At 68.3% G+C, this 18771-nt stretch carries 16 protein-coding genes and 3 tRNA genes; 15 read left to right on the forward strand and 4 right to left on the reverse strand.

The genetic code is table 11. The features are described 5' to 3' along the window. Window positions 1-2 precede the first annotated feature (2 nt). Entirely contained in the window at window positions 3-1160 is a 1158-nt protein-coding gene (locus KRR55_RS12215; protein ID WP_217389374.1) for a cystathionine gamma-synthase, read from the forward strand. Between the two features lie 85 nt (window positions 1161-1245). Here the strand turns inward: KRR55_RS12215 and KRR55_RS12220 are convergent, their stop codons facing one another. Both KRR55_RS12220 and KRR55_RS12225 read right to left on the reverse strand, forming a co-directional pair. Further along, a complete protein-coding gene (locus KRR55_RS12220; protein WP_217389375.1) occupies window positions 1246-2433 on the reverse strand; it encodes an amidohydrolase in 1188 nt (395 codons plus the stop codon). A 58-nt stretch (window positions 2434-2491) separates the two neighbouring features. Next, window positions 2492-2929, reverse strand: a complete 438-nt coding sequence (locus tag KRR55_RS12225) for a hypothetical protein (RefSeq protein ID WP_217389376.1) — start codon at window positions 2927-2929, stop codon at window positions 2492-2494. Between the two features lie 123 nt (window positions 2930-3052). On the opposite strand from KRR55_RS12225, the gene KRR55_RS12230 reads away from it, so the two are divergent. From KRR55_RS12230 to KRR55_RS12255, 6 genes are all read left to right on the forward strand, one after another. Next, complete coding sequence (locus KRR55_RS12230) at window positions 3053-3742, forward strand: MOSC domain-containing protein (RefSeq protein WP_217389377.1); 690 nt, start codon at window positions 3053-3055, stop codon at window positions 3740-3742. A gap of 318 nt (window positions 3743-4060) precedes the next feature. Further along, window positions 4061-6085 (forward strand): DEAD/DEAH box helicase, encoded by a 2025-nt coding sequence (locus KRR55_RS12235; protein WP_217389516.1) that lies wholly within the window; start codon window positions 4061-4063, stop codon window positions 6083-6085. A gap of 947 nt (window positions 6086-7032) precedes the next feature. Beyond that, a tRNA-Thr gene (locus tag KRR55_RS12240) sits at window positions 7033-7104 on the forward strand. Window positions 7105-7175: 71 nt separating this feature from the next. After that, window positions 7176-7249, forward strand: a tRNA-Met gene (locus KRR55_RS12245). Window positions 7250-7585: 336 nt separating this feature from the next. After that, entirely contained in the window at window positions 7586-8266 is a 681-nt protein-coding gene (locus KRR55_RS12250) for a VTT domain-containing protein (RefSeq protein WP_217389517.1), read from the forward strand. 225 nt (window positions 8267-8491) lie between these two features. Continuing rightward, window positions 8492-8563, forward strand: a tRNA-Thr gene (locus tag KRR55_RS12255). A gap of 68 nt (window positions 8564-8631) precedes the next feature. Here KRR55_RS12255 and KRR55_RS12260 read toward each other — a convergent pair. Next, the gene (locus KRR55_RS12260) at window positions 8632-9240 is read right to left on the reverse strand and encodes a DedA family protein (protein WP_217389518.1); all 609 of its coding nucleotides are present in this window, start codon (window positions 9238-9240) and stop codon (window positions 8632-8634) included. Between the two features lie 280 nt (window positions 9241-9520). On the opposite strand from KRR55_RS12260, the gene KRR55_RS12265 reads away from it, so the two are divergent. The 8 genes from KRR55_RS12265 to KRR55_RS12300 all read left to right on the forward strand — a co-directional run bounded on the left by KRR55_RS12265 (window position 9521) and on the right by KRR55_RS12300 (window position 17422). Beyond that, window positions 9521-11692, forward strand: a complete 2172-nt coding sequence (locus KRR55_RS12265) for a MinD/ParA family ATP-binding protein (protein ID WP_217389378.1) — start codon at window positions 9521-9523, stop codon at window positions 11690-11692. 1 nt (window position 11693) lies between these two features. After that, window positions 11694-12629 carry a DUF2797 domain-containing protein gene (locus tag KRR55_RS12270; protein WP_217389379.1) on the forward strand — a complete coding sequence of 312 codons (936 nt, stop codon included), beginning with the start codon at window positions 11694-11696 and terminating at the stop codon, window positions 12627-12629. A 31-nt stretch (window positions 12630-12660) separates the two neighbouring features. After that, window positions 12661-12945 (forward strand): hypothetical protein, encoded by a 285-nt coding sequence (locus tag KRR55_RS12275; protein ID WP_217389380.1) that lies wholly within the window; start codon window positions 12661-12663, stop codon window positions 12943-12945. Window positions 12946-13028: 83 nt separating this feature from the next. Then, window positions 13029-13478, forward strand: coding sequence for an FAS1-like dehydratase domain-containing protein (locus KRR55_RS12280; RefSeq protein ID WP_217389381.1), 450 nt, complete (start codon window positions 13029-13031; stop codon window positions 13476-13478). Next, complete coding sequence (locus KRR55_RS12285) at window positions 13478-13918, forward strand: MaoC family dehydratase (RefSeq protein ID WP_217389382.1); 441 nt, start codon at window positions 13478-13480, stop codon at window positions 13916-13918. The genes KRR55_RS12280 and KRR55_RS12285 overlap by 1 nt, the downstream gene beginning before the upstream one ends. 95 nt (window positions 13919-14013) lie before the next feature. Then, a complete protein-coding gene (locus KRR55_RS12290) occupies window positions 14014-15177 on the forward strand; it encodes an MFS transporter (RefSeq protein WP_336245114.1) in 1164 nt (387 codons plus the stop codon). Next, the gene (locus tag KRR55_RS12295) at window positions 15062-16267 is read left to right on the forward strand and encodes a UDP-N-acetylmuramate dehydrogenase (RefSeq protein ID WP_256449171.1); all 1206 of its coding nucleotides are present in this window, start codon (window positions 15062-15064) and stop codon (window positions 16265-16267) included. Before KRR55_RS12290 ends, KRR55_RS12295 begins: the two co-directional genes overlap by 116 nt. A gap of 18 nt (window positions 16268-16285) precedes the next feature. Then, the gene (locus KRR55_RS12300; protein ID WP_217389384.1) at window positions 16286-17422 is read left to right on the forward strand and encodes a winged helix DNA-binding domain-containing protein; all 1137 of its coding nucleotides are present in this window, start codon (window positions 16286-16288) and stop codon (window positions 17420-17422) included. A gap of 114 nt (window positions 17423-17536) precedes the next feature. Here KRR55_RS12300 and asd read toward each other — a convergent pair whose 3' ends face one another. Beyond that, window positions 17537-18655, reverse strand: a complete 1119-nt coding sequence (gene asd / locus KRR55_RS12305; protein WP_217389385.1) for an aspartate-semialdehyde dehydrogenase — start codon at window positions 18653-18655, stop codon at window positions 17537-17539. Window positions 18656-18771: the final 116 nt, after the last annotated feature.

Here is an 18771-nt window from a genome sequence, read left to right on the forward strand (position 1 = left end):
ACATGACTGAGAACATCCCAGGATTCAACACCCGCGCCGTGCACGCCGGGCAGGAATTCGAGCCGCGCACCGGGGCAGTGGTCCCGCCGCTGCACTTCTCCTCGACCTACGCCCAGGACGGCATCGGGAACCTGCGCGCCGGCTACGAGTACGGCCGCGGCGGCAACCCCACCCGCGACGCCCTGCAGGAGCAGCTCGCCGCGCTGGAAAACGGCACCCACGCCTACTCGTTCTCCTCCGGCCTGGCCGCCGAGGACTCGCTGATCCGCGCGCTGGCCGAACCCGGTGACCACATCGTGCTGGGCAACGACGCCTACGGCGGAACCTACCGGCTGATTTCCAAGGTCCTGGGCGGCTGGGGGATCGGCAACACGCCGGTGGACATGTCCGACCACGCGGCGCTGAAGGCGGCCGTCGCGGCAAACAAGACCAAGCTGGTCTGGGTGGAGACGCCGTCGAACCCGATGATGCGCATCTCGGACATCGCCGCCATCGCCGAGATCGCCCACGCCGCCGGCGCCCTGCTGGTGGTGGACAACACCTTTGCCTCCCCGTACCTGCAGCAGCCGCTGGATCTGGGCGCGGACGTCGTGGTGCACTCCACCACCAAGTACATCGGCGGGCACTCCGACGTGGTCGGCGGCGCCATCGTGGTCAAGGACCCGGTGCTGGCCGAGGCCATCGGCTTCATCCAGTTCGCCGTCGGCGCGGTCTCCGGCCCGATGGACGCGTTCCTGACCACCCGCGGCCTGAAGACCCTCGGCGTGCGCATGCGCACCCACTCGGAAAACGCGATGGCCGTGGCCCAGTGGCTGGCGCAGCGCCCCGAGGTCGAGGCCGTGCACTACCCGGGCCTCGAATCGCACCCGGGCCACGAACTGGCCAAGGCGCAGATGCGCGACTTCGGCGGCATGGTCTCGGTGCAGTTCGCCGGCGGCGAGGACGCGGCGCGCATCGTGGCCGAGGCCACCCGCGTGTTCACCCTGGCCGAGTCCCTGGGCGGCATCGAGTCGCTGATGAACTACCCCTCGGAAATGACCCACGCCTCGGTCAAGGGCACCGAACTGGCGGTGCCGGTGAACCTGCTGCGCCTCTCGGTGGGCATCGAGGACGTCCAGGATCTCATCGCGGACCTCGACCAGGCCTTCGCCAAGTTGTAGGCAGCGGGCCGAAACCAAACGGGGGCCGCGCGCCGGGGGAGCAGTTCACCCCCCCGGGGCGCGGCCCCCGTCCTCGGCGCCCGCCTTACTCGGGCACGACCTTGCGCGGTGCCACGACCGGGGTGCGGGTCCCCGCGTCGTATTCCATGACCTGTTTCCCGCCGATCCACACGCGCAGGGCCCGGGACATCACATCCAGCGGGTCCCCGCTCCACAGCACCAGGTCCGCATCCTTGCCGGCCTCCAGCGAGCCCAGGCGGTCGGCCAAGCCCAGCACCCTCGCCGGGTTCAGGGTGATCGCCCGCAGCGCGGTCCCGGGATCCAGGCCCTCCTTCACCGCCAGCGTGCACTGGTGGACCAGGAAGTTGATCGGGACCACCGGGTGGTCGGTGATGATCGAGATCTCGACCCCGGCCTCGGCGAGCCGGCGCGGGTTGGCCAGCGACCGGCCGCGCAGCTCGACCTTCGACTTGGTGGTGAACAGCGGGCCGATGAGCACCGGCACCTTCCGCTCGGCGACCACGTCGGCGACGACGTGGGCCTCGGTGCCGTGGTCAAGGACCAGCTCGTAGCCGAACTCCGCGGCCAGGCGCAGGGCCGTGGCCACGTCATCGGCACGGTGGCAGTGCTGGCGCCACGGGATCTCCCGGCGCAGCACCATGCCCAGGGCCTCGAGCCTCGCATCGCGCTTGGCCGGGTCGCGGGCGGCCAGGTAGTCCTGTGCCTCGATGAACGCCTGGCGGATGACCATCGCGGTGCCCAGCCGGGTGGAGGGGGTCTTGTCCTTGGCGCCGTAGATGCGCTTGGGGTTCTCCCCGAGGGCGGACTTGATGCCGCTGGGGGACCGCAGCACCATCTCGTCGACCCGGCGCCCGTGCGTGTGGATGGCCGCAGTCTGCCCGCCGATCGGGTTCCCCGACCCGGGGTTCACGTTCACTGTCGTCACCCCGCCGGCCAGGGCGTCGTCGAAGCCGGGGTCGAAGGGGTCGATGGCATCCAGGGCACGGACCGCAGCCATGTTCGGGTCGGTCATCTCGTTCACGTCCGACCCGGCCTCGTGCTCGCCCTCCGGGTGCATGCCCAGGTGGACGTGCGCATCGATGAACCCGGGCAGCAGCCACGCGCCTTCGGCATCAAAGACGGGAGTGTCCTCGGGGATCGGCAGATCGGGACCCAACGCGGCGATCGCCGCGTCCTTGACGATGAGGCTGCCGGTGAAGTTCTCCCCGGAGATGGGCACGATGAACGCATTGGTGATGGCAAAAGTACTCATGAAGGCACTCTTCCATGGATTGTCGCCCGGGAACACGCCCGGGCCGGCAAGCGGCGGTTCAGCCGGCGTTTTCCCGCTTGCGGCGTTGGCGTTCGGCCTTGCGCTGCGCGCGGGCGGCCTTGGATTGCGGGGCGAAGTACTTCACGGTGCCGGGGCTGAAAAGCAGGGCGACTCCCACCAGCAGCAGCGCGCCGAAGATGCCCACCCGCACGCCGCGGGTCAGCAGCGGGACACCCACGATGACCCCGCACCAGATCAGGGACATCCGGCCGGCGAGCTTCCCGCGCCAGAGCTGGAGGGTGCAAAAGCCGATGACCAGGCCGAGGCCCACCAATGCGATGCCGGCGCCCCAGAAGCCGGGGGCCTCGTTGCCGGGGCGCGCGGTTGCATTGAGGAAGAAACCGCCGGCGAAGGCCACCGCGGATAGCGCGGCGGCGGTCCACCACCAGCGGGCGACACGCAGCGAGGTCGGGAGCGCCGATTTCACGTTCTTCACTCGGCGGCCACGGGATTGTTTTCAGGCTTCTCCATGCACCGCAGGTTACCGGAAGAACGCCGCAGTGCGGATTCCGTGGCGCGCCCGGGGTGGTTCTGCACCTTGCCTTATAGGATTTATTCCATGAGTATTTCCCCCGAACCCGGCCGCCCCGAAACAGTGCCTGTCGCCACCGGCACCCTGGAGGCGGTCTGCGTTGTCCATGCGCTGAAGCCGGATGCCGGCCCCGTGGGCACCACCGCAATAGACAAGCGGCCGATCGACGGCCCGGTCAAGGTCCGCAAGATGGGGCTGTACGCGGATGTGCAGGTGGACCGGGAACACCACGGCGGCCACGACCAGGCCGTCTACGCGTACTCGCAAGCCGAGGCCGGTCGCTGGGGCGGGGAACTGGGCAGGGAGATTCAGGCCGGCCTGTTCGGGGAGAACCTGCGGGTCTCCGGGATCGACACCACTGACGCGGTCGTGGGGGAGCGCTGGGCCATCGGCAAGTCGGTGGTCCTGGAGGTCACCTGCCCGCGGATTCCCTGTTCGACCTTTGCCCGGCACCTGGGGGAGGAGAACTGGGTGCGCCGCTTCACCGAACGCGGGGATGTGGGCTGTTTCCTGAAGGTGGTCCGGACCGGGAAGATCGGTGCCGGTGAGCCGATCGCGGTGATCTCGCGGCCCGAACACGGGGTGCGGGTGCGCGATATCTTTGTGGGGCCCACCCCTGAACAGGCCGAACGGTTGCTGGAATACCAACACGCCAGCGGACGCCCGCTGCCGGCCAAGGTCCTGCGCACGCTTCCGGAGCCCGAAGCGGGGCAGTGACACGGGCGCCAAATGCGCAATCGAGGCACATCATAGACCGGCTGGGAGTGGCGTGTGCGCAACCTCACCGGGATTAAGTCCCCCAAGTTACGCACGGGGCGATAGTATTAGGTGTTCACTGTATCCGGCTTCCCTCGCATTCTGCCCAATAATTGAGGCAGGAGCTCGTCGTGTGTGAGCCCGCCAATTGCGTGCGGGTTGTTGCTTTCATAGGGGAGTCGCCGGACCAAAGTGATGCGTCCGATTGTGCTGCGGAACCTCGTTGATACGGGGTCTATTCCGCCCCTATGAATGAGGTAATTCTCCGTGTCTTCCGACATGCCCGAAAACCAGCCCACCGCCGAAACCAAGACCGAAGAAGATTCGATTCTCTTCACCGATCTGGGCCTCGACGGCCGCGTCCTCGCCGCCGTCTCCGATCTGGGCTACGAAAAGCCCTCCCCGATCCAGGCTGCGACCATCCCGCTGCTGCTCGAAGGCCGCGACGTCGTCGGCGTTGCACAGACCGGCACCGGCAAGACCGCCGCGTTCGCCCTTCCCGCGCTGTCCAAGATGGCCGAACTTGCCGACCTGAACGGAACCGCACGCAAGACCCAGGTCCTGGTTCTTGCCCCGACCCGTGAACTCGCGCTCCAGGTCGCCGAGGCCTTCACCTCCTACGCCAAGCACATGGGCGACTTCACCGTCCTTCCCGTGTACGGCGGATCCGCCTACGGCCCGCAGCTTGCAGGCCTGCGCCGCGGCGCCCAGGTTGTCGTCGGCACCCCGGGCCGCGTCATCGACCACATCAACAAGGGTTCCCTGGACCTCTCGGACCTGCAGTACGTGGTCCTTGATGAGGCCGACGAAATGCTGCGCATGGGCTTCGCCGAAGAGGTCGACAAGATCCTCGAGGCCACCCCGGAAGAGAAGCAGGTCGTGCTGTTCTCGGCCACCATGCCTTCCTCGATCCGCCGCATCTCCAAGCAGTACCTGCGCAACCCGCAGGAAGTCTCGGTCAAGTCGAACACCTCGACCGGCACCAACATCCGCCAGCGCTACGTGCAGGTCATGGGAGCCCACAAGCTCGACGCCATGACCCGCATCCTGGAGTCTGAAAAGTCCGAAGGCGTTATCGCCTTCGTGCGCACCAAGATGGCAACCGAGGACCTGGCCGACAAGCTCAAGTCCCGCGGCTTCACCGCCGCAGCCATCAACGGCGACATCCCGCAGCAGCAGCGCGAGCGCACCATCGAGAACCTCCGCGATGGCAAGATCGACATCCTGGTTGCCACCGACGTCGCGGCCCGCGGCCTTGACGTTGAGCGCGTGTCCCACGTGATCAACTTCGACATCCCGCACGACACCGAGTCCTACGTTCACCGCATCGGCCGCACCGGCCGTGCAGGCCGCTCGGGCGACGCGATCCTCTTCATGACCCCGCGCGAAAAGTACTTGCTGCGTGCCATCGAAAAGGCCACCCGCCAGACGGTCGAGCACATGCACCTGCCGAGCGTCGACGCCGTGAACGACAAGCGCCTGGCCAAGTTCGCCGACCAGATCGGTGAGACCATCTCCTCGCAGGACCTCACGGTCTTCCGCAACCTGGTGGAGAAGTACTCGGCCGAGCACGAGGACATCACCGAGGTCGAGATCGCCGCGGCGCTTGCCCACATGGCACAGGGCGGCCGCCCGCTGCTCATGCAGGAACTTCCGGTTGCCCCGGCCAAGCAGGCACGCCTTGCAGGCGGCGGCAAGGACGGCTTCGGCTCCCGCGGCCCGTCCCGCGCCCTGACCGAAGGCAACGCCACCTACCGCCTCGCGGTGGGACGTCGCCAGCGCGTCATGCCCGGCTCCATCGTTGGCGCACTTGCCAACGAAGGCGGCCTGACCTCCGCCCAGATCGGCGGCATCGACATCCGTGCCGACCACACCCTGGTGGAACTGCCGGCAGACCTGTCCTCCGAGCAGCTCCGCTCGCTTTCCCGCACCCGCATCGGCGGCGAGCTGATCCACCTTGAGCTGGACAACGGCCGCAGCCCGAAGTCCGACCGCGAGGGTGGCCGCGAAGGCGGCTACCAGGGTGGCGGACGCGGCGGCTACGGCGGAGGCCGCGGCGGTGGCGGCGGCTACCAGGGTGGCGCACGCAGCGGTGGCGGCGGTGGCTACCGCGGTGGCAACGACCGTCGCACCGAAGGCGGCTCCTCCGAAGGCGGCCGTGGCGGCTACGACCGCAACGCCGGTGGCGAGCGCAGCGGTGGCTACCGCGGCAACGCCGGTGCCGGAGAGCGCAGCTTCGGCGGCTCCTCGCGCAAGCCCCGCACCGCCGGTGGCACCGGTGGCCCGCGTCGTCGCGACTACTAAGCACTAAATAAACAACGACCCCCGGTGGGGGCGCGTTTCCGGAAACGGGAGGGCGCCGCCGCCGGGGGTTTTGTTTGTTCCGGCAGGTAACGGGATTCGTTGGCGGGCTCCGGGGTCGATCTGGCCGCGGTCAATGAACCGGCGGGCACCGGCATCATCCGGGCTGCGAGGACTTCGCGGCCTTTGCGCGGAACCGGGGAGCGGGGCCGGCGCCCACCGCTGGTAATCCATCGACCACGACGAGGACGGTGCAGTCATTGGCCAGGGGCACCGTTGGATTGACGGGGAAGCACCGGAACCCAGCCACGACGCGTCGCCCACCACGTGCGCTTTGTCCCGCTGGCCCGGGGGAGCGGGCGCTGGCCGCGCGCCTCGAGGACACGGAGTCGGAAAAGGGCACGCGCATCACCCTGGATCCCGTGGACCCCTGACCGCGACCCTCGGGCTGGAATTGAGGACCGACTGTCGGCAGCTCGCAGCGCCCGACATCATTTTCCCGCGTGCTGTTGCCATGCCTGCGTCCAATCACACCAGGATGCCGACGATGAACCGGATATCTTGGTGCTCGGAGTCGCGCGGTCTGGGATTCGCCGATCGCGTCTACGAGGTGGGCGGCCAACCCTGGAACCGGTTCCAGATGGCTTCGCCTGACGGGAACTGCATCCGCGGCGGGGAAGGGGACTGGCCCGAACGCGAACCTTGGCGTCGCGAGGACCATGCCGGAAGAGCTGCCTGGTGGATGGCACACCTGGCCGGAGCGGGCGCCGTCCCGAAGGGGGCTGCCGCCGGGCGGCCGACGACCCAAAATATGTCAGTGATTTGAGTCACCGGAAGCGGTTAGGAATTGCGGTCTGACCTGCCCCTTCCGACCACTTTTGTGTGGTCGGTCACAAAGTGCCATCCCGATTTCACAGCGTCGAAAAATGCTGGTAGAGTTCTTACTCGTTGCCCCCCTAGCTCAGTGGTAGAGCGCGTTCTTGGTAAGAACGAGGTCACCGGATCGATTCCGGTGGGGGGCTCTGAATGGAATGGCCCGCGTCTTAGTCAGCTCGAAAGAGAATCGGACGCGGACGCGGGTTTTACCATTCGTGGCGGCTTAGCTCAGCTGGTTAGAGCGCACGACTCATAATCGTGAGGTCCCGGGATCGAGTCCCGGAGCCGCTACAGATTGATCCCCGTCTTCCTTGTGAGGGCGGGGATTTTTTGTGTCCCCGGGAGTAGGAATCCCGAGCTTGGCTTAGGGGCCCAATTAAGCGTGTCCGCCCCGGGTGAGCCAGGGGTGCCCGGTTGCCCCATCATGCCGTGTTTAAGCAGGACCTGTCGGCCGAACCCGGAAATCCGTGGGGATCCGGGAGGTTGGACGGAGCGATCTGCGGAACCGGTGACGGGCGAAACCTGTATTCGGCCGTGAATCCGCTGGGAAAAGCACTTGGCAGGGCCCGGCTCGGCGGTCGGTGCGCCCCGATGCCATAGGGTGGTGCGGTGATTCCAATAGCAAACATGCAGGCAACGCTTGCCGCGGTCGTGGTGAGGCCCCCATCAGCCAGTTTTCTGCCGGATTGGCTGAATCCCGATGTCTTCCTGCGCGACCCGGCGCTGGGCCCATGGGTCATCCTGCTCATTTGCGGCATCGTGTTTGCCGAGACCGGGCTGTTGGTCGGATTCTTCCTTCCCGGGGATTCCATGCTCTTTACTGCCGGGTTGTTGGTCGCCACAGGTGCCCTGGACGTCAGCCTGCCGCTGTTCACTGCGCTGATATTTGTTTCGGCCTTCGTCGGTGACCAGACCGGATACCTCATCGGGCGCAAGGCGGGGCCCCCGATCTTCAACAAGCCGGATTCACGCTTCTTTCGCCAGGAATACGTGGAGAAGGCCCACGCGTTCTTTGAGCGCTTCGGCGGGAGGGCCGTGGTGCTTGCCCGTTTCGTTCCCATCGTCAGGACGTTTGTTCCCGTCATCGCCGGGGTCGCGCACATGCAGTACCGGGTCTTCGTGTTCTACAACCTGCTGGGTGCCCTGCTGTGGGGCGTGGGGGTGACACTGCTGGGCTTCTGGCTGGGCCAGTATGAGTGGGTCGGGAACAACATTGACCTGATCTTCATCGCGATCGTGCTTCTGTCTGTCATACCGATCGGCATCGAAATATTCATGGCCGGACGTCGCAGGAAGACTGCCGGCTAGGGGCGGCCGCATCGGACGTGAAATCGGACCGGTACCTTGGCGAAGCGATCCGCGGTAGTGGATTCCGCTACCCGCCGGCGGTGAAATGAAGCTGGATCCGGTGTGACTCCTCCTGTCGCGCCGGAGTGAACCGGTCCGGGGGAGCGGCCAAGATGTGGCGTTGGTCATGTTGGCGGTTTTCGATGTGCAATTTGTGCCAGCTATTGGGTAGAGTATTCTCTCGTTGCCCCCCTAGCTCAGTGGTAGAGCGCGTTCTTGGTAAGAACGAGGTCACCGGATCGATTCCGGTGGGGGGCTCGGAAAAAGAACCGCGGTTGGGCCCAGGAAACGGGCGCAACCGCGGTTCTTTGTTTGCCGCGAAGGCACTACTTTCGCAGCGACGTGTTTCCGCTGACCCGGGAAACTATCCGGTCAATGAGGATTCCCAGGCCGATGGCCACTGCCACAGCCACCACGATTCCCAAGAGATGGTGTTCCTCGAACCATCGTCCGGCAAGTACGCCGATCAAGACGGAATAGGTAGCCCACCCGAGGCTGGAAAAACACGTCAGGATGATGAAGGTCCGGTGAGGGAACCCCGTGGCACCGGCCACCAGATTGACCGCGACTCGGCCAATGGGAACAAAGCGGGCCACCAGGATCAGCGACACCGGGCGGAGCCGCAATTCATAGCCTGCCCAGGCAAAGGCATGTTGGAGCCGCTTTCGACGCATCCAGGAAAACCTGTCTGTGCCGATGCCCCGCCCCAGCAAGTAGGCCACATTGTCGCCGACGAAGGCACCAAGCCCGGCAACCACCCCCAAGATCCAGGGGTTCGGATTCCCCTGCGTGGGCACCAAAGAGGCCAGGGCCACGACCAGCGATTCGCTGGGCACCGGTGGAAAGAACCCATCAATCGCGCAAAAGAGGAAAATCATCAGATACGAAAGTGGGTTTCCGGCCGCGGCAAGGATAAAACCACTGAGTGCATCCAACGCGGTGGAAATATAGTCCAAGAGAGTTCCTGTTCATCCGATGTCCTGGGTCCCCAACGGGCGGATTTGAGCTTCCAGTTTCAAGGCTAACCACGTCCCACGGCATTTCCTACTTACGTACTCGCTGTGATCAATCCGACTCAATCCGGCGGTTCACATGGGTTGCCCGATAAGATGGACGAAGTGCGAAAGCCGCAATCATGTGTGCCCGGCCTTCTGGGCGGGTCTCGTTGGGGTCATTCGCTCGACGACCATGAACCTTCAGGAGAGGACGAAGCGCATGCCGAAAGCGGACTTCAACCAAGAGTTCCCGACCCGTGCTTCATTGCGGCGCGCTCGCGAGGCCGAATTGGCCGCCCAGCAAAACACCAACGATGAAGCGAAGAAGGTTGTCGCAAAGCCGGGCGAAGCCGACGAATTCGATGCCGTTCCCGAAGGCAGCGAAGCCTCGACGGCGGCCGGCAAACGAGCCCCCGCCACGCCGGCAGCTCCGGTGAAGTCCCCAGGGGCGACGAGTGCGAAAACGGCGCCGACCGCCGCCTCGGTGACCGGAGAATCCGACAAGACTCAGGCCAAGCCGGGTCCGGCAGCGCAGGCAAGTACGAAACCGGCCGCCGCACCGGCCAAACCGGCACCGGCCAAGGCCGCTGCCACGCCTCTCGAGACTTCGTCGCGGACAGCGGCGAAGCCAGGAACCACACCGGTCCCACAGGCCGAAGTGAAAACACCGGCAACGACCAAGGCCCCCGCCGCACCCGTCGTGCCGGCCAAGCCCGCCGCGCCTGCCGCCGCAACGCCTGTTGCCGCCAAGCCCGCCGCGCCTGCCGCCGCAACGCCTGTTGCCGCCAAGCCCGCCGCGCCTGCCGCCGCAACGCCTGCTGCTGCCAAGCCCGCCGCCCCGGCTGTACAGACCCCGAAGTCCGCTGCGCCGGCACCCGCGGCAAAGCCTGGTGCTACTTCCGCAGCAGCGAAGCCTGCCGCGCCTGCTCCCGCACCGGCCGCGAAGCCTGCCGCACCTGCACCTACCTCGGGCGCGAAGCCTGCCGCGTCTGCACCTGCTTCCAAGCCTGCAGCGACTGCGCCATCACCGGCCGCCAATTCCGCTGCAACCGCCAAGACGGTGACCCCGGTCTCGAACGCGAAGCCGGAGGCAGCTCCGAAGCCTGCAACCGCGCCTGTCGCGAAGCCCTCTGGCGGAGCCGCGAAGCCGGCAGCCACGCCGGCCGCCAATCCCGCCGTTGCGGCGGCCAAGCCGATCGCCGCCCCTGCCCCGAAGCCGGCACCGGCAGTAGCGAAGCCGGCGGCAGCCAAGCAGGAATCTGCTCCTGCTCCCAAGCCGGCTGCGTCGGCCGTAAAGCCGGCGTCGTCCGTGGAGGCCAAGAAGCCGGCGGACGCCAAGCCCACCGCAACTGCGGCGGTGCCCACAACGGCACCGGCGGCAACCTCCGCCGATTCTGCGGCGGCCGAGGACCTCTCGACGCCTGAAGGCCGCCGTCAGGCCTTCCGGGAAATGATCCCGGCCGCCGGAACCCGCGACACCTTCCTGCGCCCCGAGGACGAAACGACATTCCGTGCGGAGCGCGGCTTCCGCGGCTTCCTCTCGCGCCTGGGCTTCAACATGGCACCCTCGGCCGAGGAAGTCGAGGAGCGCAATTGGCGCCGCACCGTGGGAACCCGACTGACCGAGTCAAAGACCATCTCCGTGGTCAACGGAAAGGGCGGGGCCAACAAGACCCCCACCGCCGTCTTGCTTTCCGCCGTCTTCGGCCGCAACACCGGTGACCCGGTGCTGGTCTGGGACAACAACGGAACCCGTGGAACCCTGGGATGGCGCACCGTCCAGGGTCCCCACACGGCCCATTCCATGGACCTGCTCTCGGCCGCACCCCGGCTCAAGGACGTCAAGGTCGGCGAACCCATCATCCACGACTACACGCATTACCAGCCGGAAGACTGCTACAGCGTGTTGCGCACCGATCCGACCCTGTTGGCCAGCGAGCAATTCGTCAACGCGGCGGACTTCGACGCACTGCATGGAATCGTCTCGAAGTTCTTCTCCCTGACCATCGTGGACTCGGGCAACGACGAGTCGGCCGAACGCTGGATGCGCATGATCGATCACACCGACCAGCTGGTCATCGCGAGCACCACGGTGGAGGAACACGCCGAGGCGGGTGCCCTGCTGCTCGAGGCGCTGGCCAAGCGCGGCGGGCACTACGCGGACCTGGCCAAGAACGCAGTCGTGATCGTGTCCCAGCACCAGCCGCACGGCAACAGCGAACAGCTTGATCGCATTGCCCACGGGTTCCGCCGACTGGCCCGCTCCGTCGTGACGGTTCCCTACGACGCGGCGCTGGTCAAGGGTCAGATCCGCTTCGAGGGATTGCGTCCGGCAACACGCCGCGCCTGGCTCCATGCCACCGCCGCAGTGGCCGGGGCACTGCACGACTGAGTTGGAGAGCACTGCGCTGCTGTGCCGCGGCATCCGGTGGCCCGCGTCCCCCGGCAGCCCGCGCCTGGCGCTCGATGACGCCGAACACCGGGGACAAGATGTGGCCCTGGAACCGGCCACGCGGCTCGGCTTCACGGTGTTGCCCGGCCGCTGGTGCCTGGGCCACCAACTGATCCAGGACCGGAACCACCGCACCCTGGTGCCGTGTCCACATGAGGCGCTGATCGCCCACGGCACCCAGTGCGCCGCGTGCGAGGCAGCCGACCAATCCCGGGCCATGCACGATTTCCACCGCTCCGGCCGTGCCGGCCCGGGCCTGCGCGACTATCTTGGCCAGCCCCACTGGCTCTACGTGGCGACCTTCGCACAGGGGACCACCAAGGTCGGCACCGCCGCTGACCCCAGCAAGTGGCGGCGCCTGGCCGAACAGGGGGCGATCAGTGCCCGCTATGTCGCCTGGTGCCCAGACGGGGCCAGCGTGCGGAACCTCGAAGACCTGGTGACCGGCCAGCTGGGGTTCACCCAGCAGGTGCGGGCCAATTCCAAGGTGCGCGGGCTGCTGGAAAACCATGACACGACCGCAGGGCTCGATGCGCTGAACGCGGCCCGGGCAGCATCGGCGCGCTCGCTCATTGCCGGGCTCGGTCCGGGAATCCTGGCGGGCTCACATGCCGTGGAGGAAACCTGGAGCGCCCCGGAACAGGGAAGGGTGCTGTTGGAGGGATTCGACGCCCACAAGCTTCAGCCCTATCCCGGTTTTCTTGGCGAGGCGGCCCACGGCTTCGAGGTGGCGGCAGTCTCCGGGCAGGTCCTGGGCGTGAGGCTGGGCGGGCAACCCGAGATCTTCGTGGCCAATGCCGCGCTGCTCAAGGGCCGGAAGCTCGCTTTGGGCGACTATGTGACCGATTCGCCGCCGGTCCAGGGCTCGCTGTTCTGAATCGATTTGCCTGCTGAATTAGGATTGGGTCATGACCAATACGCCCTGGGAAGCTTCGTCCGGACTCTACAAGAAACTGACCTTCGGTTCGATGGCGGTTTCCGGCACGGGCATCGTCCTGGCCTTCATCGGCGCCAACACCCACAACCGACCGCTGATGTACACCGCACTGGGAATCATCGGCATCGGGCTGGTGGCCCACGTCATCGGGCTGGTGGTGCGTGCCCGCGACGCCAGGGCCTGGCGCGTCTCCCAGGGCCTGGTTCCGGCCAGGCAGCCCCGGCGCGGGAAAAACGCGCCCCGCGACACCCCCTAGCATTCCCCGGCGGGCACCCGACGGCGGGTCCCGCGACCTTGCCCCAACGCCTCAACTCGTCCCACACAGGAGCGGTACAACAGATGAGCATCAATCCCGAACTGGCGGGCCGGATCTACCCGGCCCAGGACCCCTACATGGTGGGCCGCGAAAAGATCCGCGAATTCGCGGCAGCGGTCAAGGCCACCCACCGGGCACACTACGACCTGGACGCCGCGGCGGAACTCGGCCACCGGGACCTGCTGGCCCCGCCGACCTTCGCCATCATCGTGGCACAACAGGCAGATGCCCAGCTCATCGCCGACCCGGCCAGCGGCATCGACTTCTCCCGCGTGGTCCACGCCGACCAGCGCTTCACCCACCACCGGCCCATCGTTGCCGGGGACGAGCTGGTCGCCGAACTTCACGTTGACACCGTTCGCCCCATGGGCGGCGGGGCCATGATCACCACCCGCTCCGAAATCAGCACGGTGGCCGGCGAATTGGTCGCCACCACCGTTTCCTCGCTCCTGGTACGCGGAGAGGACCAGTAATGATCGACTTTGACACCCTTGAAAAGGGCCAGCCCATCGGCACCGCCACCATCCGCGTGAACCGCGCCGACCTGGTGCGCTACGCCGGGGCCTCCGGGGACTTCAACCCCATCCACTGGAACGAGCGCTTTGCCACCGAGGTCGGGCTGCCCGGCGTCATCGCCCACGGCATGTTCACCATGGGATCGGCCGTGCAGCTGGTCTCCGACTGGGCGGGAAACCCCGGGGCGGTCATCGACTACCAGACGCGCTTCACCAAGCCGGTCCCGGTTGCCGACCCGGCCGGGTCCAACCCCTCCGATTTCGAGGGCACCGCGATCGAGATCAGCGGCACCATCGGTGCGCTGGATGCCGAGGCCCGCACCGCACGGGTGGACCTGACGGTCAGCGTCGAGGGAACCAAGGTCCTGGTCAAGGCCCAGGCCGTGGTGCAACTCTGAAAAAGGACCCCGGGCCCGCTGCGCGCCCGCGCGGCGCCGGCGGCAGCAGGCGCCCGAACCCCGAGGCGCTGCCCTGGCGCAACGGCGTCGTCGCGCTGTATTTTGCCTCCGGGCTGATCCTCTCCACCCTGGTCTCTCGCCTGCCCTCGGTGCGCGACGCCCTGGGGCTGAGCCACGGCGAGGTCGGCCTGCTGCTGCTGTGCATGACCGCCGGCTCCTTCGCCTCGGTCTCGGTCTCCGGGTTCCTGGTCATGCGCCTGGGTTCCAAACGCACCCTGGTGCTGGCCTCGACGCTGACCAGCGCCTCGATGGCCGTGGTGGGCCTGGCGGCCGCCGGTTTCCACTCGCTGGCGGCCACCGGCGTGGCGCTGGGGCTGATGGGGGCGGGAAACGCCGCCTGGAATGTCTCCTCCAACGTCCAGGGCGCCGCGATGGAACGGGCCCTGGGCAAGCCGATCATGCCGGTGCTGCACGGCTTCTTCTCCGTGGGCACCGTGGCCGGCGCCGGCCTCGGGGCGCTCGGCGCGGCGCTGGCGCTGTCCATCTCCTGGCACTTCGCCGCGGTGTCCGCGGCCGTGCTGGTGCTGATCTTCACCGGAACCCGCGTGTTCCGCGCCGACCCGTCCAACACCGGGGCCGGGGGATCGAACAGGTCGCTGCTCGCCGCGGCCTGGCGCGAACCCCGGACCGTGCTGCTGGGCATCCTAGTGCTGGGCATGGCCCTGGCCGAGGGCGCGGCGGGGGACTGGGTCGCCCTGGCCCTGGCCGACGGCTACGGCGCCATCAACTCCGTGGGCGCCATCGGCTACGGCATCTTCGTCGCCGCCATGACCGTGGCACGCCTGGGCGGCGGCGCGATCCTGGAGCGCTTCGGCCGCGTGGTGGTCCTGCGCGCCTCCGCGGTGAGCACCCTGGCCGGGCTGCTGCTCTTCGTCCACGGCCCGAACCTGGCCACCGCCTTCGCCGCCCTGGCACTCTGGGGCCTCGGGGTGGCGATGACCTTCCCGGTGGCCATGAGCGCGGCGTCCGACGACCCGATGCGCGCCGCCGCCCGCGTCTCGGTGGTCTCCACCATCGGCTACGGCGCCTTCCTGGGCGGACCTCCCCTGCTCGGGCTGCTGGCCGACGCGGTGGGCCTGCTCAATGCGCTGGGGTTCGTCGGCATCCTGGTCGTCCTCTCCTTCTTCCTGTCCCCGGCGGCAGCCCCGGTGCACCGCGCACCCCGCCGCACCCCCGCCACCGAGAATCCCGAAAGCTAAGGCACACCACACCGTGAACACGCACATGCTCGCCCCCCTGACCACCACCGGCGTCGGCGGCCCCGCCGCCACCTTCGTGCGGGCCGGCACGCGCGAGCAGATCGTTGCCGCGGTGGAGGCCGCCCGCGACGCGGGACAGGAGCTGCTGATCCTGGCCGGGGGCTCCAACCTGGTCATCGACGACGCCGGGTACCCCGGCACGGTGCTGCAGATCGCCACGCGGGGCGTGGAGATCGGCGGGGAGCTGGACGACGGGCGCGTGCGCGTCGAGATCGCCGCCGGCCATCCGTGGGACGACGCCGTGGCGCAGACCCTGGCCGCGGGGCTGTCGGGGCTCGAGGCGCTCTCGGGGATTCCCGGTTCCGCAGGGGCCACCCCGGTGCAAAACGTCGGCGCCTACGGTTCCGAGGTGGCACACACCCTGCTCCGGGCCACGGTCTACGAGCGCTCCACCGGGCGGACCCTGGACCTCGCGAACGCGGAACTGGGATTCGGCTACCGCGACTCGCTGCTCAAGCGCGGCACCGTGAACGGGTCGCCCGCCTTCGTGGTGCTCTCCGTGGCCTTCGCCCTGGAAAGGCGCCCGGAGTCGGCCCCGATCCGCTACGCCGAGCTGGCCCGGTCCCTGGGCGTGGAAGCCGGGGAACGTGCCGACGCGGCCGCGGTGCGCACCAAGGTGCTGGCACTGCGCGCCTCCAAGGGCATGGTGCTGGATCCGGCCGACCGCGACACCTACTCCACCGGGTCGTTCTTCACCAACCCCGTCGTCCCGGCCGCCGTGCTCGACACGCTGCCGGCCGGCGCCCCCGCCTTCCCGGTTGACACCCCGGGGCTGGTCAAGCTCTCCGCTGCCTGGCTCATCGACCAGGCCGGCTTCGCCAAGGGCTTCGGGCTGCCCGGCACGCCGGGGGAGGCCGTCGCCGGCGGCCGCGCCGCGCTGTCCACCAAGCACACGCTGGCCATCACCAACCGCGGGGACGCGTCCAGCGCCGACATCCTGGCCATTGCCCGCGCCGTGCGGGCGGGGGTCAGCGAGCGCTTCGGCATCGAGCTGCACAACGAACCGCTCTTGATCGGCTGCGCCCTGTAGGGAATCGTGGGGTGCACCATGGCAACCGATCCGCAGCACCCCACCGGCAGACAGGCAGCGGCAGTGGCGCGCCTGCGCCTGGCCGCCCAGGGCCTGCTGCCCGGTACCCCGGCCGCGACCCTGCCCGAACCGGCCGCCACGCCCGCCGACGTCGTCGGCGCGCTGGGCATGATGCAGGCCCAGGACCTCGCCCAGGCCTGCTGGGCCGTTGGCGTCCGGCTGCCCGGCGCCGGGCTCGGCACGATCCATGCGGCGCTGGCCGACGGGTCGGTCATCCGGTGCTGGGGAGCCCGCGGCACGCTGATGTTCATCACACCCCGGGCGCACCGGGCGCTGCTGGCGGTGACCGCCCCGCGGATGCACGCCAAGATGGCCGCCATCCGCGCGCAGGAAGGGATCACCGAGGCCGAAATCGGGAAACTTGCCGATGTCGCGGCCGGGCGCTGCGGAAGCCACGGCGCCACGCGCGCCGAATTGCTCCGGGCCTTCGCGGATGCCGGATCGAGCACCGAGGGGCAGCGCGGCTACCACCTGATCGTGGCGGTGAGCCTGCGCGGGGTCATTGTCCAGGGGCCCATGGAACCGGGAAGCGGGACCCGGCAACTGTTCATGGCAGCGGACTCCTGGCTCCCGGCCGGCGGGTCGCCGCCCGCAGCGAGCGACGCCCTGGCGCGGCTGGTGCGCGGCTACTTCGAATCCCACGGCCCGGCGACGGTTGCCGATTGCGCCTGGTGGCTCGGCCTGCCGCTGACTCCCGTGCGTGCCGCGGTTTCGGGGCTGGGCGCCGTGCTGGAGGGCCTGGAACTGGCCGGAACCACCTACCACCTCGCCCGGGAGCACCGGGAACGCTGGGACCATCCGCCCGGGGCCCGCAGCGTGCTCGCGCTGCCGGGCTTCGACGAGTTCCTGTTGGGCTACCGGGACCGCTCGGCAACCCTGGACGCGGACCACGCGCAGGTGGTGACCCCGGGGAAGAACGGGATCTTCCTGCGCACCGTGGTTGCCGGCGGCCGGACGATCGGGACCTGGGAGCCGGGCGCAGGCGGAACGGCCCCCGCGGGCCGCTTCGTCCCCTTCGACGGGGAACCCGGCCCCGCCCGCGCCCGGGCGATCGCCGACCGCATGGCGTCGTATCGGCGCTTTCGCCTCACGTAGCCGGTTCTCCCGGGACATGGAAAACGGCCGCCGGCCACCTGCTGTGCAGGTCGGCCGGCGGCCGTCGGGACAGCCCCCGCCCGCCGCTTGCGGCGCGCAGGGGGAGAGTCGATGCTAGAGGCGGCCCTGCGCGATGGCCAGCATGCGGCGCAGCGGCTCGGCGGCGCCCCAGAGCAGCTGGTCGCCCACGGTGAAGGCGGAAATGTAGTTCGGGCCCATTTCGAGCTTGCGGATGCGGCCCACCGGGATGTCCAGGGTGCCGGAGGCGGCGACCGGGGTCAGCGCCTCGACGGTGGCCTCCTTGGTGTTGGGCACGACCTTGGCCCACTCGTTGTCGTTGGCCAGCAGCTTCTCGATCTCTGCCACCGACAGGTCCTCGGTGAGCTTGAGGGTCAGCGCCTGGGAGTGCGAGCGCATGGCGCCGATGCGCACGCACAGCCCGTCCACGACGACCTTGTTGGCTTCGGTGTTGCCCAGGATCTTGTTGGTCTCGACCCCGGCCTTCCACTCCTCCTTGGACTGGCCGTTGCCCAGGTCCGCGTCGATCCACGGGATCAGCGAGCCGGCCAGCGGCACGCCGAACTGGGTGGCGTCCAGGCCGCCGCGCTGTGCGGCGAGGACCTTGCGGTCGATCTCCAGGATCGCGGAGGCCGGGTCGTCCAGCTCGGAGGCGACATGCTCGTTGATGTGGCCGAACTGGGTCAGCAGCTCGCGCATGTGGCGGGCGCCGCCGCCGGAGGCCGCCTGGTAGGTCATCGAGGTGCCCCATTCGACCAGGCCGTTCTTGAACAGCCCGCCCAGGCCCATGAGCATGCAGGAAACGGTGCAGTTGCCGCCCACGAAGTCCTTGGTGCCGTTGCCCAGGGACTTGTCGATGACGTTGCGGTTGATCGGGTCCAGCACGATCACCGAGTCGTCGTTCATGCGCAGCGTGGAGGCCGCGTCGATCCACAGTCCGTCCCAGCCGCGCTTGCGCAACTCGCCGTGCACCGCGGAGGTGTAGTCGCCGCCCTGGGCGGTGACGATGATCGGCAGCTTGGCCAGGGTGTCGAGGTCGTACGCATCCTGCAAGGCGGGTGCGCCCTCGGCGAAGGCCGGGGCGGAGCCGCCTGCGTTGGAGGTGGAAAAGAACACGGGGTCGAGGTTCGCGAAGTCGCCTTCGTCCTGCATGCGTTGCATCAGGACGGAGCCGACCATGCCGCGGTAACCGACAAAGCCAACGGAAGAAGTCATGGTTCCAGCTTAAGGGGTGTCGGGCCCGCGCGTGGATTCGGTTACGCGCAAAGGCCGAACCGTGCGGTGCCCAACGCCAAACGCCCCTCCGCCGACCAGGGTCGGCCAAGGGGTGC

It is taken from the genome of Paeniglutamicibacter quisquiliarum, from assembly GCF_019084045.1.
GTDB classification, from domain to species: Bacteria; Actinomycetota; Actinomycetes; order Actinomycetales; family Micrococcaceae; genus Paeniglutamicibacter; species Paeniglutamicibacter quisquiliarum.